This is a genomic window from Roseimicrobium gellanilyticum (genome assembly GCF_003315205.1).
In the GTDB taxonomy this organism is placed as follows: domain Bacteria; phylum Verrucomicrobiota; class Verrucomicrobiia; order Verrucomicrobiales; family Verrucomicrobiaceae; genus Roseimicrobium; species Roseimicrobium gellanilyticum.
Map to the genome: position 1 here is coordinate 500002 of NZ_QNRR01000002.1, position 26201 is coordinate 526202.

The following is a 26201-nucleotide window of genomic DNA, read 5'->3' on the forward strand; positions in this document are numbered from 1 at the left end:
GATGGAGACGCCTAATTACGCTGAAGCTCTGAATCAGTTCCACGCGGAACTTTCTGGGATAGCCAGTAGGGCTGTGGCTAGTGAGAAAGCGTCAGCGAAGCTACAAGCGCGACTCCACGGTGGCGTGCTTGGCAGCCATTTCCACAATCAGATCGACATTTCCAATGCTGTACCAAGACCGCGACTGCGAAGTGCGATAAAAGAATGGTGGGATCAGGAAAAAATTGGAGTCGCCGTGCTTCAAGGAGAAGAAGGTGCGGGAAAAACATGGGTTGCCGCAGACTTCGCTGGCAATCTAGCGGGTGATCTCCCAGTTGTGTTTTGGCTTGATAGCCTCGCATGGCGTCAAGCTGCGAACATAGAGGAAGTTGTCCACATGGCGGCCGAAAGCCTATTCATGCCTGGCGATCGCCGCATTCACAGCGTGGCGAAGAAAGTCTTCCAGCGCTGGCATGATGCGGTACTGCTAATCTTGGATGGTGCCAATGAACGGGGCGCTTGGAAAGCGGCCGAGGGATTGCTTTACGATTACCACCAGCACGGCCCAGAGCTCCGCTCGAAGTTGCGGCTTCTCTTCACGTCCCGACCGCTGCTGCATCGCCCCGGCGCGGGTGGAAAGTTCTGGGGCAACTCCGAAATCATCGACGTCGAACCATTTGATGAAACGGAGTTCGCCGCTGCATTGGCAACATTTGCTCCGGACCTCGCTCCCGAAGCTCTATCGGAGGGGATCCGGAAGCTGGCAAGCGTGCCGCGCTATTTTCAGCTATGCTTGAGATTGCGTGACAGACTCTCGTCGCTTTCCCACCTCACGCGCGACGTGCTCTTGCTCGCTGAGCTAGAGGCTAAGCTCGAAAGGCGCGATCCGCAATGGATCGACTTACATGAGGAGCTGGGCAGCACTCCGTCGGAGATTCTTTCACACCTGGCGAAGCGGATTGGCTGGCCCGAAAAGGAAACAAAATCGATAGCAACCGCCGAATTGCGACAGCATTTGCCTGGTTTGGACAAGGCACGAGCTGATCTTTGTGAACAACGGATCTTTGTGACAGCGGACTGGAGTGAAACCGTTCTGAATAGCGATCACTTAGTTTTGGGCTGGGCATTGGTCATCCAGCGAGTTACTGAACTTCAAGGGACGGACCGTAATTCGGATCAATTGTGTGAACATGTCCAACAAATGCTTGAACCTGCAGCATCGAACGACCACAAGGCGCGTGCTGTCCACCTCGCTCTACTGCTTACGTTCTTGCAACCTCGCTTCACCTGCATTCAAGCAAGGACCGCGCTGTTTCGGCTATGGGCTTTGCATCACAACAACTCTTTGAACGTCGAATCACTGGATTTCTTTGTCAGCAATGACCTCCATTCGTACATCGATGCGGTAGAGGCATTTTTTCGTGAGCATCTGCCCGGTAAATTTGAGACGCTCCTCATCACTCCTCTGGCGACACGGTGGCGCATTGGCGACGATGTTAAGTCACCGCTCAAGCCTATCCTGGAGCGTTGGCTGAGATTTGTCTTCCCGGGAGACGCAACAGGTAGCAAAGACGGTAATGAAGTTCCCCCGTCGCAGCTTGTTGCAGCACAATCCCCGGAGCAGCTTCGTCTTTCCTACGCTGCGATTGGCATTATCTCGTTTCGTCCAGACACGGCGCTGCTTCCCGCGCTGATCGACTGTCACCTGTCAGAGGAGTTTTGCTACTTCGAACAAGGCACCGCCGAGTATCCGGCGAGGTTCCCAATCAAAAGTTCGACAGAGCCATTGGGGCTGCTGGCACGCTGGCATTTAGGAGAATCAGCGTTGAAAGCACTTGCGCACCCAGCACGCGACCTCCCTGTAGAAAGTGAAGAGTGGCAGAACCTGCGCAGTTTTGCTCGGCTGTGGCGAATGGTTAAGTGGCCTACATTACTGGGCGATGCGGAAGATATCTTTGAAAATGGGAGCGACAGAGGGGATAGCGCCCTTTTTTCTGAATTCCGGAAAGTTTTGGATCCGACCAATACCCCGAGACGGAATTTGATTGGTCTCGGCTTGGTCGGCAGGCTCGCTATGCGGCGAGACCTGCCCCTTCTCACCTCCGATGAGATAGAGGAAGTCGTTGCCATGGCGGAAGCAGCCGGTGTCCTTCAAAATGTCGTGCCGCTCCCAAACAGTCGAGACGAACATATACTGGATGATTTGTTCCCATACCTAGCTAGATATCGTCGCGATGTAGCGATGAAGGCGCTACGACTTCGCTGGCAAGCAGCCATTGAAGGTCCCAATCCCGACAGGAGTGTTATTGGCCTTGATGAATGCATACCTCCGACGGATCCGGACGGCGTTCTTGTCCAGGCCGCCCTCGGTCTCAGACAAGATCCTACCAATCAGAATGACTTTTACCACGCCGCCGCGCGGTTCACCGAGTTGATTCTCTGCGACGGTTCGACCAATGATCTCCGAACTTGGCTTCGAGCCACGGAAACACTCACACTTCCACGGTTAGGGAGCTCGTACATCGGTTTGTTGCCGCTGCCGATGGCTTTCGCAGAGCTGGCCCCTGAGGGTTTTGACTCCATTGCTCGACATGAATTTGAAAGCGCCCTTGGAACCTTTGAGAACGCGCCAACTGCCAATGCTAGGAAGCTCGCGAGTCACTGGCTCCTGGTGTTTGCTTACGTTCTACGTAAGCCTTCAATCGAAGTTGGTAAATGGGCCCTTGAACTCGCAGATCGTCTAAAAGATCTTCCCGAATTCCGGTTCCCATTATTCCTCATAGCTGCACGGGCTTCAGACGCTGAACTCCTTGAAGCTGCGATCTCTCATCCAGTATTCGTAGAGTTTCATTTCGGCTTTAATGCTCATCGATGGGGAAGCGCCTTAAAAGCCGACGAGCGGCCCAACCTGTCTTGGGAAGCCATCAGAACTTATGCATCATTTACCTCAGGCGGTTGGCTGCTTTATCATTGTCAAATGGATGAAGAGCTACGCACCTGGGGACGTGACTTGGCGGCTGTTGCGCTCGCTGCAATTCCCATGGAGTCATCGTCGACACCCAGCGATACATTGGAGATTCGGGTCGGTAGCGAAGGGCAATACGAAGGCGCACGCTTGGCGCCGCCATCGGGTGAACAGCGCACATGGTTGAGTACTTCGAGCCCCGCTTGGGGGGGGGACCGCGAAACAAATCGCCCTTCTGCCACAGAGGCTGATGTTGCCGGGAAATACGACAACCTCAATGGCTATGTGGCAAAGCGACGTGCGTCTTCCCGGCGTGAATTGGCCGAGTTCAACGCTGCTGGCCCACTCCACCATTGGAGCCGAATAGCCATTGAAGAGTTTGTCCCCTGGGCTGAGGAGTTCTTGAGACTGGCAGCTGCGGCTGGGCCGGCTGCAACGATGGACATCGCTTCTTTTGTTGATGACGTAACGATCTCTCTTTTACGTCTCGTGCCGAGTGCGATACTCGATCATCAGGAACTGTGGGAGCCGCACCCTTACGTCCGTGTGACGAGCTGTGAAGGAGCAATATCGCGACGAACACAAGTGCTTTGGGAGACAACCTTAAATGATTTTCCTGTAGTTCGAAACAAGCGCCGGCAAATGATTTTTGATACGGACAGCGATGAGGAGATTCTGTGGCAAGTGCTTGCTGCCCATGCTGCTGGCAATTTGGCCTCCATTGCAAGGTTTGCACACGAGTGGATGTTTGACGGTCACGCCGAAGTGCGAGCGCTTGCGGTTACGCTTCTGGCATTTCAGGGTGATGAAGACTCCCTGATCCGTCTAGCTGAGCTTCGCGACGGGGATCCTAGCTTTTGGGTGCGCGAACATGCCGTTTGGGCTTCGGATGTATGTACAAGCGAAATGGCCTGCCGTGAGCGCTATCTCGATATTCTCGCCGCACAGTCTCCTGAGGATATCATTTCCACCTTCATCGAGATTAGACCGGCGTTTTCTCCCATGGTCTTTGCTTGGATCGAGTCAGAGGATCTTCGGACAAGACTTGCCAGGCAATCACCGCGAAACCGCGTGCTCATCCGTCTCTTTTGGTCTCACTGGTGTAGCGTTTCCTCACGATCTCGCAACGTCTCAATGGGAGGCCGCAAGCTAAAGGAGTATTGTCGCGGAGAGCGTTTGAAGGACGGTGTGAGCTCTCGGATGGCGCCATGGTGGCGGCTAGAGCCGTAAAGCAAACTATTCCCCCTCACCGGTCGGACAGGTCGCCTTCCAGTGTGGAGGCTGGCTGCTTTGCCCGTGGTACAGTACCGACAAGCGCCCCAATGGTGACAAACACCCTGCCCAGCATTCCGAGTACGATGCAGAATCCCATCAGGTCTCTCGAGCCGAGAAGGACGTTGATGCCGGCCAAAGCCCACAGGCCGGATGCGGTGAACGCGATAATCTTAGGGATCAGCATTGGCCGAAGTAGGCAAACAATGGTGGCGGCAGAGGGTAAGCCAGCGATAAGAGCTTCGGCTATGCCCGTATACCTCGCAATCAGGCTTATGAGCGCGACGGTGACGGTCAATGCATGGAAGGCGAGGGCAACTATCTTCATTGGTAGTTGTCCGCTACTTTTCAAACCAACCGTGAAGTCGCGAGTTGGTATTGATATCCCTGCTGTCACTTCGATGAAGCATACCTCCCAACTTGCTGCAGATCGCAGGAGATGCCATGTGGCATGAGGCGCTCCGGGCGCGTCATCTGAGAAATCGCTGACCGAACGTCCGGGTAAAGCCCTTTGCTCTCAGAAATGATATTTTTGTTGCATTTTTTGTGCAAATTTCGCAAAGTTCTTCTGTCAAACAAAGCCCCCCGAGTGAATCCCTTCAAAGCCCCCCAATAGTCCTCCGACTCCCAACCCTCCGTCGCCAATCGAAAGCCGCATTGTAGGTGGCTGATAGGGACGGTGTGTGAGAGGCCTGATTCTTCAGCGCCCTCGCGGTTGTGGTCGTGATGTCCTCCAGCACGGTGCCTATGGTGCCGCGCTACCCGCTCTGAGTGACCGCTCCGGCAAACGGTGAATTCCGCCCCAGGTGTGTATGATATTTGTGAAAAGTGTGTTAAATTTGACAGAAGGTTTCCAAGCATGATGAAATCCTCCCTCCTCGCGGCTCTTTGCCTTACCGTGACGAACCTTCACGCGATCGTGCTCTCTCCGGATACGATCCAGGTTTCGGGTCATCGACAGCCGGAGGCCATTCCCCAAGCGGTCTTGGGCGTAGGGGCGGATATCGGAAGCCAACCGACGTCGTTTCCCTTCTGGGAGAACATTGGGACGGTGGGCATGGGTACAGGTTTGTACCTAGGGAACGGTTGGGTGCTGACCAGCGCCCATGTGGGCTGCCTTCCCTTCCAGCTTTCTGACGGTTCCTGCTACCGGCCCATCAAGGGTACATGGCACGTCATGGTGAATCCAGACGGCTCCAAGTCCGATCTGGCATTGTTCCGTGTGGATGAAGATGGTGAAATGTCCGCCCTTCGACGTCTGCCGGACGTGCCTCTCAGTACCGCGGGGGTGGAGTCAAAGACGCCCGTGATTCTCGTGGGCACGGGCTATGTGGAGATGGAGGTACGGGAGGAGGGGCCTGTGAGGTTTGGCATTCAGCAGCGCACTACCCGCGAGAAGCGCTGGGCATTGGCCACCACTGACGAGGTGAGTCAGCCGGCCGCTACCCGAGGTGGCTACAAGACGCATTGCTTCGCCACGACTTTCCGGGAAAAGGCTTCCGGCGGTCAGGCGGCTGAGGGGGATTCTGGCGGGGCGGCGTTCATTTTCGATGCAGAAACCCAAAAGTGGAAACTCGCGGGCTGCATTTTTGCCGTGTCCCAGTTGAGTGGTTTTGTGCCGTATGGAGCCAGGACCTATGTCGGTGACCTGACCATGTACAGCGCACAGATCGTGGAGCGGATGAGCGACACCGCAAAATAACACAACGCTGGGCAAAAACTCCCAGTTAGAGCTCGATGTGCAACGCACTTCTCGCGTGACTTTTTGTCCCTCACACGGCACCCGCAATTGCAGCAAATTAGCTCATGATTGCGGGATATTTTAAGAAATTTTGCGCATATGCAATGGAGGGTTGAAATAGCCTTTCGAAATTGAGAGAGATTCGCAAAAGAAAGAAAATATTACAAAATTGTGGACAAGAGTGAATATTCGTTTATCCACTCCGCAAAGAACCATTGCGGCTGGTCATTCAGCCTTCCGTCGGTAAATCCCCGCGTCAGTTAGTCACAGCACACTGGAGAGCGTCAGTAGTTCGGTCTGGTTTATCGTCCTCCCAATACGCGTGATCGCGCGTCTTTGCGCCGTTGCATTTCTGTGTCGCACCTTTGCGAATGGCGAATCTCGCACCCTCAGGCACACCCATGATCACTCGCCATGAAAATTTCCATCATCGAGTCAAACGCCTCCACGGGACGGCGCGAGACAAAGAACGTCGAGGTCAAATCGGAAGCACGTATTCCGGTCCATTTTCAGGGAAATGTCCATATCTCTCGTGACGGCGAGCCACCAGCCAGCGTGACAAAGCTGGCGGATGGCGTGGTGGTGCAGTGGAAAGACGGAACCTATGTCGTGCTGATACCGGATGATGGGAGCAATCTGGATCAGCTGAAGCAGGTGAGTATCAACGCGGTGAGCGAAGGGGCCGCCGTGGAGGAGTTCATGCTATGGCGCGCATCCTATGACGATGACGCCCTGGATTTTGCCCCGCTCGGGCCATATGGACTGCCTCCCGCAGATGTAGAGCAGGAAAAGGTGGATCTTTTTACGGAGCCCGCTGCTCCGCCCGTGGAACCCGTGACGGAACCGCCGCCGCCAGAAGTTCAGCCTGCAATCATCCCACCGCCGCCACCGGATCTGCCACCTGCCGCAGTGGATGACACCAACTTCATCGTGGAGTCAGATGTGACCCCGGCCTTTGCCCTGGGGAATGTGTTGCAAAATTTGGTGCATGGCTTGCACAAGGGCATTGGGCCGTTTGCCGACGTGGCGGATACGGAACCGGAGGGTGCGGCCCTGCTGGTGACGCTCGCTGGTGTACAGGGAACGGTGGGAACGGCGCTGAGCTCTTCCGTTGTTACGGTGCAGGGGCAGTACGGCACGCTCGTTCTGAATGCGGATGGCGCGTACATCTACACGCTGAACCCGAATAATCCCGCACCGGAGGCGCTGGATGAAGGCGAGAGTTTGGTGGAGGCATTTTTCTACACGGTAGCGGATCCCTCCGGTCAGACGGCGAGCGCCACCCTGACGATCACCATTTTCGGCACCAACGATGTCCCAGTGGCGCTTGCGGATACGAACTGGGCCCAGGAGAATGTGGCGGATGCCAGCGGGAACGTGCTTCAGACCCTTCCGCACAATGGAGCTCCGAGCGGTGCTTTTAGCGATATAGCAGACACGGACGTGGATGTGGAGCCACTAAGCGTCGGCTCAGTCAATGGCAATGCGCTCAATGTGGGCGTCGCGGTGGCGGGTACCTATGGCACGCTGACGCTCAATGCTGACGGCGCCTACACCTATGTGGTGAACCCTCAGGACTCCACCGTGCAGGGATTGGATGATGGCGAGACCCTCACCGATGTCTTCAACTACACTGCGACCGATGGCGATGCCAATTCTGCCTCTGCAACTCTGACGATCACCATCTTCGGAACGAATGACGCACCCATCGCCAATGCCGACACCAACTGGGCCAAGGAGGATGTGGCCAATGCGAGTGGTAATGTGTTGCTCACCCTGGCGCACAATGGGGCTCCCAGCGGCGCGTTCAGCGACATCGTGGATACGGATGTGGACGATGAGCCGCTGAGTGTGAGTGAAGTCAACGGTAGCGCCGGCAATGTAGGTGCCGCAGTGGCAGGGACCTATGGATCTCTGACACTCAATAGCAACGGCACCTACAACTACGCGTTGAACAATGCTCACGCGGATGTGCAGAAGCTGGACGATGGTGAGACGCTCACCGATGTCTTCAACTATACCGCCACCGATGGCACGGCCAGCGCCGGAGCCACGCTGACGATCACCATCTTCGGCACCAATGACACGCCGGTGGCCAATGCGGATACGAATTGGGTGCAGGAGGACATCGTCAATGCCAATGGCAACGTACTGCAGACCCTGGCACACAATGGGGCTCCGAGTGGCGCGTTTAGCGACGTTGCGGACACGGATGTGGATGATGAGCCGCTGAGCGTGAGTGAAGTGAACGGTAGCGCCGGCAATGTAGGTGCCGCAGTGGCAGGGACCTATGGATCTCTGACACTCAATAGCAACGGCACCTATGCCTACTTGCTCAACAATGGACATGCCAGTGTGCAGGCCCTGGATGATGGGGAAACGCTCACGGATGTCTTCAACTACACTGCCACCGATGGCACGGCCAGTGCGGGGGCCGCCCTGACTATTACCATCTTTGGAACCAACGATGCCCCTGTGGCCAATGCCGATACGAACTGGGCGCAGGAGGATGGCGCTGATGCCAGTGGCAATGTGCTGCAGACCCTGGCACACAACGGCGCACCGAGCGGTGCGTTCAGTGACATCGCAGACACCGATGCCGATATCGAGGCACTGACCGTGAGTTCCGTGAATGGCGTGCCGGGCAATGTGGGTGCGGCCGTGGCGGGCACCTATGGTACCCTCACCCTGGCAGCCACCGGCGCCTACAGCTACATCCTCAATGACGCGCACGCCTCCGTGCAGGCTCTCGACGAAGGTGAGACCATCACGGATGTCTTCAATTACACCGCCAACGATGGCAGCACGAACTCGGCCCCAGCCACCCTGACGATCACCATCTTTGGAACCAACGATGCCCCTGTGGCCAATGCCGATACGAACTGGGCGCAGGAAGATGGCGCTGATGCCAGTGGCAATGTGCTGCAGACCCTGGCACACAACGGTGCGCCCAGTGGCAGCTTCAGCGACATCGCAGACACCGATGTCGATATCGAGGCGTTGACTGTGAGCGCGGTGAACGGAAGCGGGGCGAATGTGGGGAGTGCGGTGGCCGGTGCCTACGGTACGCTCACCTTGGGCGCGAGTGGCGCGTACAGCTACATCTTGAACAACGCGCACGCCTCCGTGCAGGCTCTCGACGAAGGTGAGACCATCACGGATGCATTCACTTACACCGCCAGTGATGGCTCGGCCAACAGTGCCTCCGCCACCCTGACGATCACCATCTTCGGTACCAATGATGCCCCTGTGGCCAATGCCGATACGAACTGGGCGCAGGAAGATGGCGCCGATGCCAGTGGCAATGTGCTGCAGACCCTGGCACACAATGGCGCGCCCAGTGGCAGCTTCAGCGACATCGCAGACACCGATGTCGATATCGAGGCGTTGACTGTGAGTTCCGTGAATGGCGTGCCGGGCAATGTCGGCGCAGCGGTGGCAGGTACCTATGGAACCCTCACCCTGGCCGCTACCGGTGCCTACAGCTACATCCTCAATGACGCGCACGCCGCGGTGCAGGCGCTCGATGTGGGTGAGACCATCACCGATGTCTTCAATTACACCGCCAACGATGGCAGCACGAACTCAGCCCCAGCCACACTGACGATCACCATCTTTGGAACCAACGATGCTCCTGTGGCCAATGCTGATACGAACTGGGCGCAGGAAGATGGCGCTGATGCCAGCGGCAATGTGCTGCAGACTCTGGCACACAACGGCGCACCGAGCGGTGCGTTCAGTGACATCGCAGACACCGATGTTGATATCGAGGCCCTGACCGTGAGTTCCGTGAATGGCGTGCCGGGCAATGTGGGTGCGGCCGTGGCGGGCACCTATGGCACCCTCACCCTGGCCGCTACCGGTGCCTACAGCTACCTCCTCAATGACGCGCACGCCGCGGTGCAGGCGCTCGATGTGGGTGAAACCATCACCGATGTCTTCAATTACACCGCGAGCGATGGTACTGCGAACTCGGCCGCGGCCACGCTGACCATCACCATCTTCGGTACCAATGATACCCCTGTGGCCAATCCCGATACGAATTGGGCGCAGGAAGATGGCGCCGATGCCAGCGGTAATGTGCTGCAGACCCTGGCACACAACGGCGCTCCCAGTGGCAGCTTCAGCGACATCGCGGACACCGATGTCGATATCGAGGCCCTGACCGTGAGTTCCGTGAATGGCGTGCCGGGCAATGTGGGTGCGGCCGTGGCGGGCACCTATGGCACCCTCACCCTGGCAGCGAGCGGCGCGTACAGCTACATCCTGAATGACGGCCACGCCGCGGTGCAGGCGCTCGATGTGGGCGAGACCATCACCGATGTCTTCAATTACACCGCCAACGATGGCAGCACAAACTCGGCGGCAGCGACCCTGACGATCACCATCTTCGGTACCAATGACACGCCGGTGGCCAATGCGGATACGAACTGGGCCAAGGAAGACGTGTCGGATGCCAGTGGCAATGTTCTGCAGACCCTGGCCCACGCTGGCGCACCCAGCGGCAGCTTCAGCGACATCGCGGATACCGATGTGGACATCGAGACGCTGACGGTCAACTCGGTCAATGGGATGGGGGGCAATGTAGGCAATGCGGTGCTTGGCACCCACGGCACGCTCACCCTCAACGGCAACGGCACCTACAACTACGTGCTCAACAATGGCAGCGCAGCAGTGCAGACCCTCGATGACGGCGAGACACTGACGGATGTCTTCAATTACACCGCGACCGATGGCACCGCCAGTGCGGGCGCTACGTTGACGATCACTATCTTTGGAACCAACGACGCACCCGTTGCGAATGCGGATACGAACTGGGCCAAGGAAGACGTGTCGGATGCCAGTGGCAATGTTCTGCAGACCCTTGCCCATGCCGGCGCTCCGAGCGGATCCTTCAGCGACATCGCAGACACCGATGTCGATATCGAGTCACTCACTGTGAGCGCGGTGAACGGAAGCGGGGCGAATGTGGGGAGTGCCGTGGCAGGCACGTACGGTACCCTCACCCTGGGCGCGAGTGGCGCTTACAGCTACATCTTGAACGACGCGCACGCCTCCGTGCAGGCCCTGGATGACGGCGAGACCCTCACGGATGTGTTTACCTACACGGCGACGGATGGCACGGCCAACAGCGCCTCCGCCAACCTGACCATCACCATTTTCGGCACCAATGATGCGCCTGTGGCCAATGCCGATACGAACTGGGCTCAGGAGGATGGCGCTGATGCCAGTGGCAATGTTCTGCAGACGCTGGCACACAACGGCGCGCCCAGTGGCAGCTTCAGCGACATCGCGGATACCGATATCGATATCGAGACGCTGACCGTGAGCTCCGTAAATGGCGTGCCGGGCAATGTCGGCGCGGCCGTGGCAGGTGCCTATGGCACACTCACGCTGGGTTCCAATGGAGCGTACAGCTACATATTGAATGATGCTCATGCATCTGTGCAGGCGCTGGATGCAGGGGAGACTCTCACGGACGTCTTCAACTACACCGCCAACGATGGCAGCACGAACTCAGCCTCGGCCACGCTGACCATCACCATCTTTGGCGCGAATGATGCACCGGTGGCTATTGCCGATACGAACTGGGCGCAGGAAGATGGCGTTGATGCCAGCGGCAATGTACTGCAGACTTTGCCCCATAACGGTGCTCCGAGCGGTGTCTTCAGTGACAACGCCGATACCGACGCTGATGCGGAACCACTCACCGTGAGCTCCGTGAATGGCGTGCCGGGCAATGTGGGTGCGGCCGTGGCCGGCACCTATGGCACCCTCACCCTGGCAGCGAACGGCGCTTACAGCTACATCCTGAATGATGCGCATGCCGCGGTGCAGGCACTCGATGTGGGCGAGACCATCACCGACGTCTTCAATTACACCGCGAACGATGGCAGCACGAACTCAGCGCCAGCCACGCTCACGATCACCATCTTCGGTACCAACGATGCCCCTGTGGCCAATGCCGATACGAACTGGGCGCAGGAAGATGTCTCCGATGCCAGCGGTAATGTGCTACAGACCCTGGTACACGCAGGTGCACCGAGCGGAACCTTCAGCGACATCGCGGACACGGATGTAGATGTCGAGACGCTGACGGTGAGCACAGTCAATGGCAGCGCGGGCAATGTGGGTGCAGCGGTGGCAGGTGCCTATGGTACCCTCACCCTGGCAGCCAACGGCGCCTATAACTACATCCTAAATGATGCGCACGCCGCGGTGCAGGCGCTCGACGTAGGTGAAACCATCACCGATGTCTTCAATTACACCGCGAACGATGGTACTGCGAACTCGGCCGCGGCCACGCTGACCATCACCATCTTCGGCACCAATGATTCGCCCGTGGCCAATGCGGATACCAACTGGGCCAAGGAGGATGTGGCCAATGCGAGTGGTAATGTGTTGCTCACCCTGGCGCATGCGGGTGCCCCTAGCGGCACCTTCAGCGACATCGCAGATACCGATGTGGACATCGAGACGCTGACGGTCAACTCTGTCAATGGGGTGGGGGGCAACGTGGGCAATGCAGTTCTTGGTACCCACGGCACGCTCACCCTCAATGGCAACGGCACCTACAACTACGTGCTCAACAATGGCAGCGCAGCGGTGCAGGCCCTGGACGACGGTGAAACACTCACTGACGTCTTCAACTACACCGCGACCGATGGCACTGCCACCGCGGGCGCTACGTTGACGATCACCATCTTTGGAACCAACGACGCACCCGTTGCGAATGCGGATACGAACTGGGCGCAGGAAGACGTGTCGGATGCCAGCGGCAATGTTCTGCAGACCCTGGCCCACGCCGGCGCTCCGAGTGGAGCCTTCAGTGACATTGCCGATACGGATGTGGACGTCGAGACGCTGACGGTCAGTGCGGTGAATGGAAGCGGGGCGAATGTCGGCAATGCCGTGGCAGGCACGTACGGAACGCTGACGTTGGGCGCGAGCGGGGCGTACAGTTACATCTTGAACGATGCTCATGCGACGGTGCAGGCGTTGGATGATGGGGAGTTCATCACCGATGTATTCACCTACACGGCGACGGATGGCACGGCCAACAGTGCCTCGGCGACGCTCACGATCACCATCTTCGGAACGAATGACGCGCCCGTTGCCAATGCGGATACCAACTGGGCGCAGGAGGATGGTGCGGATGCCAGTGGCAATGTTCTGCAGACCCTGGCTCACAATGGCGCCCCGAGTGGCACCTTTGGTGACGTTGCAGACACTGACGTGGACGTGGAGGCGCTGACAGTGAGTTCCGTGAATGGAGCGGCAGGTAACGTGGGCAACGCGGTGGCAGGCACGTATGGTACCCTCACTCTGGGTGCGACTGGCGCCTACAGCTACATCTTGAACGATGCGCATGCTGCGGTGCAGGCCCTGGATGTGGGTGAGACCATTACCGATGTCTTCAACTACACGGCCAATGATGGCACCGCGAACTCGGCGGCAGCGACCCTGACGATCACCATCTTCGGTACCAACGACGCCCCAGTGGCCAATGCGGACACGAACTGGGCGCAGGAAGACGGGGCCGATGCCAGCGGCAACGTGTTGCAGACGCTGGCACACGCAGGTGCACCAAGCGGATCCTTCAGCGACATTGCGGACACGGACGTGGATGTCGAGATGCTGACGGTGAGCACAGTCAATGGCAGCGCGGGCAATGTCGGTGCAGCGGTGGCTGGCACTTATGGCACGCTGACGTTGGGAGCCAATGGAGCGTACAGCTACATTTTGAATGATGCTCTTGCTGCGGTACAAGCCCTGGATGTGGGTGAGACCATCACCGATGTCTTCAACTACACGGCCAATGATGGCAGCACGAACTCGGCGGCAGCCACGCTCACGATCACCATCTTCGGTACCAACGACACCCCAGTGGCGAACGCAGACACAAACTGGGCTCAGGAAGACGGCGCTGATGCCAGCGGCAATGTGCTGCAGACCCTGGTGCACGCAGGTGCACCAAGCGGATCCTTCAGCGACATTGCAGACACGGACGTGGATCTCGAGACGCTGACGGTGAGCACAGTCAATGGCAGCGCGGGCAATGTCGGTGCAGCGGTGGCCGGCACGTACGGCACCCTGACTCTGGGTGCCAATGGCGCGTACAGCTACATCCTGAATGACGCCCATGCTGCGGTGCAGGCTCTGGATGTTGGCGAAACCATCATCGATGTCTTCAACTACACGGCCAATGATGGCACCACGAACTCGGCGGCAGCGACCCTGACGATCACCATCTTCGGCACCAATGACACGCCGGTGGCCAATGCGGACACCAACTGGGCCAAGGAAGACGTAGCCAACGCGAGTGGTAATGTGCTGCTCACCCTGGCACACGCAGGAGCTCCCAGCGGATCCTTCAGCGACATTGCAGATACGGATGTGGACATTGAGACGCTGACGGTGGGCAGCGTCAATGGGGTGGCGGGCAATGTGGGCATTGCGGTTCTGGGAACGCACGGCACGCTCACCCTCAATGGCAACGGCACCTACAACTACGTGCTCAACAATGGCAGCGCGGCGGTGCAGGCCCTGGATGACGGTGAGACGCTCTCCGATGTCTTCAACTACACCGCCACGGATGGCACGGCGAGTGCGGGAGCCACGCTGACCATTACCATTTTCGGAACGAACGACACGCCGGTGGCGAATGCGGATACCAACTGGGCGCAGGAAGACGTGTCCGACGCCAGCGGCAATGTGTTGCAGACCCTGGCACATGCAGGCGCACCCAGTGGATCCTTCAGTGACATTGCCGATACGGACGTGGACGTGGAGACCCTGACGGTCAGTGCGGTGAATGGAAGCGGGGCGAATGTCGGCAATGCCGTGGCAGGCACGTACGGCACGCTCACCCTCAATAGCAACGGAGCCTACAGCTACATTCTCAATGACGCGCATGCCTCAGTGCAGGCGCTGGATGACGGCGAGACCATCACGGATATCTTTAACTACACCGCCAACGATGGCACGGCGAACAGCGCCTCTGCCACGCTGACGATCACCATCTTCGGCACCAATGATGCCCCAGTGGCCAATGCAGACACGAACTGGGCGCAGGAGGATGGTGCGGATGCCAGCGGCAATGTGCTGCAGACGCTGCCGCACGCCGGCGCTCCCAGTGGCAGCTTCAGTGACATCGCGGATACAGATGTGGATGTGGAGACGCTGACCGTGAGTACGGTGAATGGCAGTGCCGGCAATGTGGGGGCTGCAGTGGCGGGGACCTACGGAACGCTGACGCTGGGATCCAACGGAGCCTACAGTTACATCCTGAATGATGCCCATGCGGACGTGCAAGCCCTGGATGTGGGTGAGACCATCACGGATGTCTTCAACTACACTGCAAACGACGGAAGTGCGAATTCAGCCGCGGCCACGCTGACCATTACCATCTTCGGCACCAACGATGCCCCAGTGGCCAATGCCGACACCAACTGGGCTCAGGAGGACGTGTCCGACGCCAGCGGCAATGTGTTGCAGACACTGGTGCATGCGGGCGCGCCCAGTGGCAGCTTCAGTGACATTGCTGATACGGATGTGGATGTGGAGACGCTGACGGTTAGTGCGGTGAACGGAAGCGGGGCGAATGTGGGCATTGCCCTCGCGGGCACGTATGGGACCCTCACCCTCAACGGCAACGGTGCCTACAGCTACATCCTGAATGATGCCCATGCCACAGTGCAGGCCCTGGATGTGGGCGAAACCATCACGGATGTCTTCAATTACACCGCGAACGATGGCACCGCCAACAGCGCCTCCGCCACACTGACGATCACCATCTTCGGCACCAACGATGCCCCGGTGGCCAACGCCGACACCAACTGGGCCCAGGAAGATGTCTCTGACGCGAGTGGCAATGTGTTGCAGACGCTGCCGCATGCTGGCTCGCTCAGCGGATCCTTCAGTGACATCGCGGACACCGATGTGGATGTGGAGCCGTTGACCGTCAGCACCGTGAACGGCAGTGCGGGGAATGTGGGGGTAGCCATCGCAGGTATCTACGGCACGCTGACACTCAATAGCAATGGCTCGTACAACTACATTCTGAATGACGCGCTTGCCGCCGTGCAGGCGCTGGATGTGGGAGAGACGCTCTCGGAGGCCTTCACCTATACGGCAAGCGATGGCACGGCGAACAGTGCCTCCGCTTCACTGACCATCACCATCTTTGGCACCAACGATGCGCCCGTGGCCAATGCGGACACGAACTGGGCGCAGGAAGATGGGGCCGATGCCAGTGGCAATGTGCTGCAGACACTGCCCCATGCGGGTGCGCCGAGCGGATCCTTCAGCGATGTGGCGGATACGGACGTAGATATCGAACCTTTGACCGTGAGCACCGTAAATGGCAATGCGGGTAATGTTGGTGTCGCCATCGCAGGTCTCTATGGAACGCTGACACTGAACAGCAACGGCTCATACAACTACATCCTCAATGATGCCCACGCGACCGTGCAAGGCCTGGAAGCTGGCGAGACCATCACGGATGTCTTCAACTACACCGCCAGTGACGGCACTGCCGACAGTGCCTCCGCCACGCTGACCATCACCATCTTTGGTTCGAATGACGCGCCGGTGGTGGGCACAGGCACAGCACTGGTGTCGGAGGAAGGACTGGCTGGGGCCAACCCGGACACGGTGGGCAATCCCACCGATGGCACCAACAGTGCCACCGCCTCCGGCACCATCTCCGTCTCCGACCCGGATGGCCAGCCTCTCACGGTCACGCTGGTGGCTCCGCCTCTTGGTACATTCACTTCAGGTGGAGTGAATGTCACGTGGGTGGGTGACGGCACGAATCATCTGGTCGGCACCGTGGGGGCCACTCCCATCATGGATGTGGTCATCAACAACGCGGGCGCCTTCACGGTCACACTGCAGGGACACATTGACCATGCACCAGGAGACTTTGAGAACCTGTTTGTCTTCGCTTTCGATGTGAATGTCTCGGACGGCATCACGACGGTGCCGACAACGCTGACCGTCACGATTGAAGACGACAGCGCGACCGCCGGCAGCAATGCCGCCATCATCGTGGATGATGACGACGTCATCGGAGCTGGCGGCAATCCTGGCGGCACCGGTGACCTCGCCCCGGCCAATGCCACCGGCACGGTGTCCCACAGCTTCGGTGCCGACGGCGGCACGATCGCCTGGCTGAATACGGGTGCACCTGTGGGCTTCAGCTACCAGCTCTCCGGAAACAATCTGCTGGTAAAGCAGGGCAGCACCACCGTCCTGACGGTGAATCTGAACCCGACCTCCGGAGCCTACTCCGTGGTGCAGAATGCAGCGATCCTCCACGCGCTGCTCGCGAATGAGAACGATGCGAACTTTACGCTGAACTACCGCGTCACCGATGCCGATGGCGATTTCGTGGATGGCTCACTTTCCCTCACGGTGAATGATGACACGCCTGTCAGCATCACCCCGCAGACCGAAATCCTCGTGAACTCCGCTGGCGCCTCCAGCACCTCCAGTCTTCCGTTGCCGCTGCTCGACGGCGACGGAGATGTGGACAACAACATGGGTGCGGACAAGCCGGGCACCATCGCCTTTGCCAATATCACCAATGGCCAGCAGGCCACGGGTGTGATCGGTGGAAATACGGTGAATCTCACCTCCGGCCTCAGTGGTTCGCTCATCAAGTTGTACTTGGTGGACCATGACTCGAATTCCTCCACGCCGAACCGGCTGGAGGGCTGGGTCGATGGCGCGCCCGGGGCGTTGGGAGCCACGCAGATCTTCAATGTTACACTGAATCATGATCCCACGAATGCGACGCAGGATACCTACCAGGTGAATGTGCTCAATCCCATCGGCGCAACACAGCAGGCGGTGCTGTTGGACTTCAGCCAGCTGGGATCGGGTTCACAGGCCTTCAAGGTGCAGCAGGATCCATTGGGTACGAATACGGACCAGGACTTGCTGTTTTCTGGCTACACTCGCAGCGGCACCGGTGTGACCAATATCGCCTCGGGCGGTTCGGCACTGAACTCCAGTACTACCGGTATCGGGGTGGGAAACAACTCCATGAACGACACGGACAATCTCCGTCTCGATTTTGTGACCGCCGGTTCATCCTCCAACGGGAGCAACAACGACTACGATTACGGCATCCACTACAATGTAAACAACTTCCAGTTCAAGATTGTCCAGGACAATACGAGTGGTTCACCTACCAATCACATCGAAATGTGGGTGCGCATTTACAATGCGGATAATGACGACCCTGCGGGCAGCAGCGCGGATCATGCAGTGGCGCTGAATACCGGGGATGCTCAGCTCAATACCATCACCGCACTGCAGTGGTATGATGCGAGCAGCAATACCACTACCCCCCTGGTGCTGGGCTCGCTGGTCAATGATGGCCTCGGTGGCTATCTCGTCACCGGACTGGATGTGAATGACACTCTCATGGTCACGGCCTCCGGTGGCGGATTCAACCGGCTCGAAATCGAGAATCCCATTTCCGGTGCCCATGGTGTGACCAACGCCGCACACAATGGCGAGGCCTTCGACATTGGCGCATTCGCCTTCTCCGCGAATGTCATCAACATCCCGCAGGTGGGCATGAGCTTCCAGGTGGCGCTTACAGATGCGGATGGGGACACGACCGTCTCCACCAATCCCATCAATATCACGCTCAATGCTCCAGTTCCTCCCGTGGCGCTGGACCTGAATGGTGATGGTGTGCATTACCTCACGCATGACGATTCGATGAACCACGTGAGGTTTGACTTCAATGGGGATGGTGCCGCGGACAAGGTCTCCTGGGTCGACCATCATGACGGCATCCTGGTGTACGATCGGGATGGCAATCACCAGGTGAGCAGCGCCTCTGAGTTTGTCTTCACCCATGGGCATGAAGATGCGCACACGGATATGGAGGCGCTGCGAATGTACTTCGATGACAACACGGATGGCCTGCTGGATTCCGCAGACAGCGTCTTCGCCCAGCTAGGCATCTGGCAGGATGCCAACAGCAATGGGCTGAGTGACGCGGGTGAGTTCCATACGCTTGCGGATGCAGGCATCTCCAGCATCTCACTATTCACCGATGCCACCACCTACACCACCGCCAATGGCGAGGTGCAGGTACATGGCCAGAGTGTGGTGACCCACACAGACGGCACCACGAGCATTGCGCAAGACGCCACCTTCTCGGTCTTTTCCCAGCCGGCAGGTGGCGCCCCAGAAGGTCTGCTCGCATCAGACCAGGATACCGTGGAGGCACTGCTGCCTCCCACGTCACCTGAGACCACCGGCCCCGATTCCCCAGAGGACGGCGACTCAGGTACCCAGGACTCCTCCGGCTCCGCACAGCTTGCGGAGTCGGCGGCTGCAACAGGTGGACCCGTGGCGGAGCTCGAGGCAGTCTCCGTGCCGGACACCGTAGCCGCACCTGAAGATGCTCCCGCGGCCGTCGCCTAGTCGGCGCGCGAGAGACACTCGCATCATCTCATTTCCACACACGCACTCCCGGTCTTATGGTCGACCAGTACGTTCAGCCACCCGAGGTCTCGTCCGCGCCACCAAGTGCGGATGGTGAGGAACTGGAAGATCCACTATTAAGCTGCCTCGCGCGTGTTGCCGACTGGCATGGCGTGGAGTTCAGCCCGGAGGTGGTGCTGGCAGGCCTGCCTGTGGACGGTTCCGGCAGACTTACCGTGAGGATCTTTGAAAAGGCGGCGCATGCAGCCGGATTCAAGATTCAGGTTGTCAGGAGAAAGCTTCGCAAATTGGCGCGTCCCATCCTCCCAGCCATCCTGCTCCTGAAGGATGACAACGTGGGAGTGCTGCTGCCGGGGAGGGCGGGGGACATCGAGTTCGAGGCGATGGACGGCTCGGGAAGAGTGTTCGCGGGGAACGCGCGTGCGCTGCGCAAGGCATACTCCGGCTACGCCATCCTCCTGCGGCGTCATGATGACTTCACCTCGGTGGCAGGAGCAGCAGGCGAGATCGACCATGCCGCGCAGCGGCGCCGCTGGTTCTGGAGCACGCTGTGGAGATTTCGTGCGGACTACCTGCGACTGCTGCCAGCGTCGTTTCTCGTGAACCTTTTTGCCTTTGCCCTGCCGTTCTTTACCATGCTGGTGTACAACCGAGTGGTGCCGAACAGTGCCGAGGAGACACTGTGGGTGCTGGCCACGGGAGTGGGAGCCATCTTTGCCTTTGAGTATATCATGCGCCTGATGCGCGGCTACGTGCTGAAGGAAAGCGGGCGCGAAATGGACCGCGTGCTGGCCAGTGATCTCTTCCTGCAGATACTCTCGCTGGAAATGCGCGTGCGGCCACCATCCTCCGGCATGCTGGCAGGCCGGGCGAAGTCTTATGAGGTGCTGCGGGACTTCTTCGTGTCTGCCTCGATTCTCGCCTTGGCGGATGTGCCCTTTGCCATCCTGATGACGGCGGCCACATTCTTCCTGGGAGGGCAGGTGATTGGGTGGCTCATGGTGGCTTCGATTTCGCTCACCATTTTCTTCCAGCTCTTGATTCAGCCAGCGTTAAGGCGGTCCGTGGTGGACGGTTCGGAATCCGGGCTGGAGCGGCAGACGCTGGTCTCGGAGACGGTGAATGGCATGGAGACCGTGAAGGCATCCAATGCGGAGGGCGCACTGCTCGCGAAGTTCGAGAGGGCCGTTACGGAGTCTTCACGAAAGGAGGTGCGTGCGCACTGGTACTCGCTGCTCGGTGACTCCACCACGAAGGCCATCATCAATGTGACCTCCATCGCCATCATCGTAGCCTCGGTGTACCAGATTCAGAAGGGCGAGATGAGCTTGGGTGGCATGATTGCCTGTGTGATGCTCGGCAGCCGCATCATGACGCCGCTGGCCATGGCGGCGGGCCTCATGACACGGTTGCAGCAGGCACTGCATGCGCTGGGTGGATTGAATACCATGATGGCGCTCCCACGAGAGACGGCGGAGGAGCGCATGTTCATCCAGAAGCGTTCCTTCCGGCCCACGTATGAGTTCCACCATGTGAGCCTGGCCTATCCCGGGCAGTCAGTGCCTTCCCTCGCGGACCTTACGCTGAGCATCTCACAGGGCGAGCGGGTCGCGCTGCTCGGGCGCATGGGTTCGGGCAAGAGCACCCTGCTGCGGCTGATGACCAAGATCTACGAGCCCACCTCGGGAGAGATCACGCTGGATGGCATCTCCATGCCACAGTATCACCCTGCCGTGGTCCGCGAGCATGTGGGCTACCTCCCGCAAAATGCCGCCATCTTCTGCGGCACGCTGAAGGACAACATCACCCTGGGTGCTCGTGGCATCACGGATGAACAGGTGATGGACGTGGTGCAGATGGTGGGACTGGCCTCCTTTGTGGTGAGGAATTCCGCAGGCATCCACGCCCAGGTGGGTGAGCAGGGTTCCCTCCTTTCCGGTGGGCAGCGGCAGGCGCTCTCGCTGGCACGGGTGCTGGTCCGTCGGCCAAAGATGCTGCTGCTGGATGAGCCCACCGCGAGTCTGGATCTCCAGGCGGAGCAGCAGTTCATGAACTGCCTGAGCAACTACCTTGCGGGGGATGCCACTCGCACCCTGGTGGTGGCCACGCACAAGTCGAGCCTGCTCAAGATCGCCACCCGCATCATCATTCTGCACGAGGGTAGGATACACCATGATGGTCCCGCGGAGGGTGCCATCGAGCACCTTCAGCAGAAGTCCCGTCCGCAGCATCCGCTTGCAGCGCAGCCACAAGTCCACGCATCCAGAGTATGAGCACGGCACTACACATGAAGGGAGGCCAGGGCGCGACCGCCGGCAGGGGTTGGCGTGCCTCGGACATGCGCCGGAACTCCACCTCCGGTACGGCGAAGTCACGCCGGGATATCGTGGAGAATGAGGACGCCGACTTCGTGCAGGGCGCGCGTGTGCTCCTGAGCCGCCGCGGGCGCAAGCTCCGCGCCCTGGGACCCTGGCTTGCCGTGGGCGCCGTGGGCCTTTTCATCTGGTGGGCATCGCATGCGGAGATCGATGAAGTTACACGTGGCCATGGCAAGGTGATCCCCTCGCAGGCGGTTCAAATCATCCAGAGCCTGGAGGGCGGCATTCTGGAGGAGTTGCATGTGGTGGAGGGGCAGACGGTTGAGGTGGGCCAGCCGCTGGTGCGCATCCGCGATGTCATCTTCGCCTCGAACTACCAGGAGAATGTGGCGCGCCGTGAGGTGCTCGAGGCGCGGCTCGTGCGGCTACAGGCGGAGGCGGAGCGCTCACCAGAGCTCACCTTCCCTCCGGACGTGCGGGCCGAACTCGTGGCTACGGAGGGCAAGCTCTTCGAAAAACGGAAGGCGGACCGCCTGGCCACGCAGGCCAGCCTGGAGAGCCGCCTGAAGCTGATGCGCCGTGAGGAGGAACTGCTGCAAACGGGTGCTGCCTCCCGCGCCGTGTCTCCGATAGAGCTGATACGCACGCAGAAGGAAATTGCCGCCGTGGTGGGGGATCTCCAGACGCTGAATTCGAACTTTGAGCGGCTCGCCATGGAGCAACTGGACAAGGATCGTGTGGAGTATGAATCCGTGGTGCAGGCCATCAAGCGCGACAAGGACCGGCTCGACCGCACGATCATCCGCTCTGAGGTGCACGGCATCGTGAACAAGATCTATATCAACAGCGTGGGTCGCGTGGTGCCGAGCGGTGCGGACATCATGGCCATCGTCCCACTGGATGACACACTGCTCCTGGAGGCGTATATCAAGCCGTCTGACATCGCCTTCCTCAGTCCCGGTGCGAACGCGCGGGTGAAATTCACCGCGTATGACTTCTCCATCTATGGCGGGCTGGATGGCGAGGTGGAGCGCATCGGCGCGGATACGGTCACGGATGAGCCGGGGCGGCCCGCTCGCTCCGCCGCAGGTCTGGGAGTCTCCCGGCAGGAGGCCAGCTACTATCCCATCAGCGTGCGCACGCACAAAAATACTCTCGGTCTGGACAAGAATGGCAGACAGCTTTCCATCATCCCCGGCATGGTTGCCGAGGTGGACGTCATCACTGGGAAAAAGACAATACTCAACTACCTGCTCAGCCCGGTCTACCGCGCGAAGGAGCGAGCCCTCCGCGAACGCTGACGGGGCAGACGGATAGGACCGTCACACACACACACCATCACTGCTGAAGACACTGCGGGTCGATACGGCTGCCACCATGGAGCAGCGCGCCAGCCGGCATGGCACACAGCATCATGGCGGAGCTTTGTCTCTTTTTATTAGGTTAATGTAAAGACAAAACCCAAGCCTGAAAAACACATGTACGCACAACATGAAAACAACAATGGTATTTATCACGGGCACCTGCATGGCCTTCCTTGCAACGGCCAGGGCAGGAGAGGGCGGAGGCGCGGCCTCCAGAGGAAGCGTCAACCTGAAGGACGCCATCACCAAAGCGCTGGCGCATGACCCCACTGTTCGCAAAGTCTTTGCCGATGTCATCCAGGCCGATGGTTTCGCCAAGGAGATGCGGGCAGACATGCGTCCGCAGGTCTTCCTGGAGGCCTCGGCAGGCGCAGAACGACGAGACCGCAGTTCCGATGGCTTCCTTGCCAGCGACGAATGGCTCTTCAGCAGGAGCGCCAGTCTCGTGGGACGCCAGCTTCTGTGGTCGAATAACTATTTCTCCAATCGCTACAAGGACGCCCAGCAGCGTCGTGAGGCCACGCTGATGCTGGAGAAGCAGCAGCGCGAGCTCACCGCGTATGCGGTGACTGGTGTCTTCCTCGACATCATCCATGCCAGGCGGCAGATCATGTATGCGGAAAACAATGTGGCCGAGCACAGCCGCGTCCTCGGATTGGCAAAGGAGCGTGCGGAGGCTGCCGGCACCCAAGCGGATGTGGACCTCTCCGATGCCCGCTACAATCTTGCCCTGAACCTGGTCCGCGAGCGCCGTCTCGCGCTGAAGCAGGCCGAGGCGAAGTACCTCCGGCTCGTGGGCGAGCCTGTGCCCAACACCCTGGCCATGCCGCGCGTGCCCTCCGTGAAATCTTTTGCTTCACTCGACTTCCATAAGAACTGGCACTACAAGGCCACTCTGCACCAGCACACCGCCGCCACCCTGCAGAAGGACGCTCTGAAGGGCAAGTATGCCCCGCGCTTCTACCTCGAAGGACGCGGCACGGTGGGACAGGACGTGGATGGCATCGAGGGCCGGGACAACTCGGCCAGTGCCATGATAGTGATGAGCTGGGATCTCATTGATGGGGGACGGCGCAAAGCGGAAATCCAGCAGGCCAGTGCTGACATCGAGCGGCAGGAGGCCATCACGCAGGAGGTGTATGAGACCATCCGGCAGGATGCGGCGGCCCACTGGGCGGACTACACTTCCGCAGGATACCGCCTCGATCTGTTGCGGAAGTATTCCAAGAGCCTGAAGGGGACCGTTGGACTGTACCGGGAGCAGTTCGACTTGGGCACGCGCCCGCTGCTGAGCATGCTCGATATCCAGAATGAAGTCACCTCGGCGAATATCCGCATCGCGGAGGAGGAGCGAGACCAGGCGAAGCTGGGCTACAGCCTGCTCTACTTCACGAGCGGACTCATCACCTACGCTGCGGGTGCAGAGCACATCGCCACCCCACGTGAGCCGGATGGCAGCCCCCCTGCGCGCTCCATGGGCGACCGGGTGCCGCAGTCCGTGGAACTGGCGAATACACGCCCACTGGGACAGCGAAACTCGAAGTAGGCCGGTTCGAAAAAATCATGCAGTGCGTGCATGACGCGCGGCGGGCGAGGATGGAGCCTCGCGGCCCATCCACCTGCCGCGCGAGACAAGCACACTCACGTTGCGGAATGAGGGGCAATCAGAGACCATCAACCAAGATGTGGCTCACGGTGACTACCAGGGAATCGATCCGTTCACTAACTCTTTTCCCTGGCACCATTGTGTCCTGATGGACCTGGCGAAAGGTTTGGGCTGTTGAAGGAGGAATTCTGTAGAACCTCGCTCCCTTGCACCGACAAAACCGACAAAACGCAGTTCTGTACGGTTTTGTCGGTGCCGCTAGCGCATAGTCGGGGGATTTTCGGCCTTGGGATTGAGCCATGAGGTGCGCATGCGTTACGCCATCCAGCGACGTCGCACCGAGTATCAAGGGGATATTCGGGCCTGGAGCATACCCTGCCTTGCCGCCATTTTCTCCTGGCCATTGCAAACACGTGTCTGCCCCTTACTAACCCAGAATTGATTTCACGGACTGGGAAGCAGATCCAGTTTTCGTGCAGGCCTATGACATTTGCCTTCGTGATCTCGGTGCAGAATTGCTCTGACCAGCCCCTCCAATGAGCCAGTTTGGCCAGTGAATTGACATCTCGAAGCAAACGCTGACAGTCGGCCTCCCAGTTCAGCTGCTCAGCGCTGACTTCAAGGGGTTTCGTGGGTGGCACATTCAAGAGAGGATCGCCGGGAAGCCCGACAAGCGAGAAAATCTCCTGTCGGTGGTGAGCCGCTTCTGGCCCATCTCCTTGGAACTTGATGCAGTCAAAGGCACCACTGGGAAAGACTGCCAAGTGATTGCTCTGGTGGCCTGGATAAATGTCATCACTTTCAGTGTTCGCAAAAGTTCGGTGTTGATATCGTGGACAGCCTTAGCGCCTATGCTTGTCCGTAACCTTTCGGCCAGAGGAACCCTTGCTTCCGCTCAACCTCGCGCCCACGATTTTGGCAACACGGGTGATGATGCGTCGGCGGGCCTCACTGGACTTTTCGGACCACTCTGGGAGCATCTGTCTCAAGACGGAATTGGTTTCGATCTCCTCATCGACCTCCTGCCACGATATCACGATGTCACTCTTGAGGCATGGAAGGCGAATCTGGTTCGCCTCCACCCACTTTGCCTGTCGGACTTTGATTGCTGTCCAGATACCATGGCGTTCGTTGGCCGCGGCATCTGGGGATACGAAGCCCCTCTGCAGAATGTCTGCGACGTGCATGAAGAATTCCACTTCCCCACATGCGGCAGCGGCTAGCATGGCTTCTGAGAGCCTCCTCCAATGGTAGCGATTCGCACGGTCATACCATTGCCAAAATGCGAGCATCTGCATTTCGACTTCGCTCGTTGGCTGCTTGCGGCGCTGCTTTGCTCTCACTATTCTTCCGAGCGTGGGCACTTGAGCGATATCAGTCTGCAGCACTTTGAGGTTCTCACGATGAGGACTGCTTTGATAGGGAAACATTCCTCCTCGGAAATGCATGCGAAGCTCTTGAATTTGTCGATAAACCCAGGGGT

General features: G+C 59.0%; 8 protein-coding genes. 6 read left to right on the forward strand and 2 right to left on the reverse strand.

Annotated elements, in window-relative coordinates:
- Position 1: 1 nt before the first annotated feature.
- Positions 2-4174, forward strand: a complete 4173-nt coding sequence (locus DES53_RS07310; RefSeq protein WP_113957578.1) for a HEAT repeat domain-containing protein — start codon at positions 2-4, stop codon at positions 4172-4174.
- A 16-nt stretch (positions 4175-4190) separates the two neighbouring features.
- Here the strand turns inward: DES53_RS07310 and DES53_RS07315 are convergent, their stop codons facing one another.
- A complete protein-coding gene (locus tag DES53_RS07315; RefSeq protein WP_113957579.1) occupies positions 4191-4544 on the reverse strand; it encodes a hypothetical protein in 354 nt (117 codons plus the stop codon).
- A gap of 531 nt (positions 4545-5075) precedes the next feature.
- Here DES53_RS07315 and DES53_RS07320 point away from each other — a divergent pair.
- From DES53_RS07320 to DES53_RS07340, 5 genes are all read left to right on the forward strand, one after another.
- A complete protein-coding gene (locus tag DES53_RS07320) occupies positions 5076-5918 on the forward strand; it encodes a trypsin-like serine protease (RefSeq protein ID WP_113957580.1) in 843 nt (280 codons plus the stop codon).
- Between the two features lie 453 nt (positions 5919-6371).
- Positions 6372-19409 (forward strand): VCBS domain-containing protein, encoded by a 13038-nt coding sequence (locus DES53_RS07325; RefSeq protein WP_113957581.1) that lies wholly within the window; start codon positions 6372-6374, stop codon positions 19407-19409.
- 56 nt (positions 19410-19465) lie between these two features.
- Positions 19466-21703, forward strand: a complete 2238-nt coding sequence (locus tag DES53_RS07330; protein ID WP_113957582.1) for a type I secretion system permease/ATPase — start codon at positions 19466-19468, stop codon at positions 21701-21703.
- On the forward strand, positions 21700-23049 hold the full coding sequence (locus tag DES53_RS07335) for a beta-barrel domain-containing protein (protein WP_113957583.1): 1350 nt from the start codon (positions 21700-21702) through the stop codon (positions 23047-23049). The genes DES53_RS07330 and DES53_RS07335 overlap by 4 nt, the downstream gene beginning before the upstream one ends.
- A 226-nt stretch (positions 23050-23275) precedes the next feature.
- Positions 23276-24658, forward strand: coding sequence for a TolC family protein (locus tag DES53_RS07340; RefSeq protein ID WP_211325476.1), 1383 nt, complete (start codon positions 23276-23278; stop codon positions 24656-24658).
- Positions 24659-25560: 902 nt separating this feature from the next.
- Here the strand turns inward: DES53_RS07340 and DES53_RS07345 are convergent.
- Positions 25561-25944 (reverse strand): hypothetical protein, encoded by a 384-nt coding sequence (locus DES53_RS07345; RefSeq protein WP_170156932.1) that lies wholly within the window; start codon positions 25942-25944, stop codon positions 25561-25563.
- Positions 25945-26201: the final 257 nt, after the last annotated feature.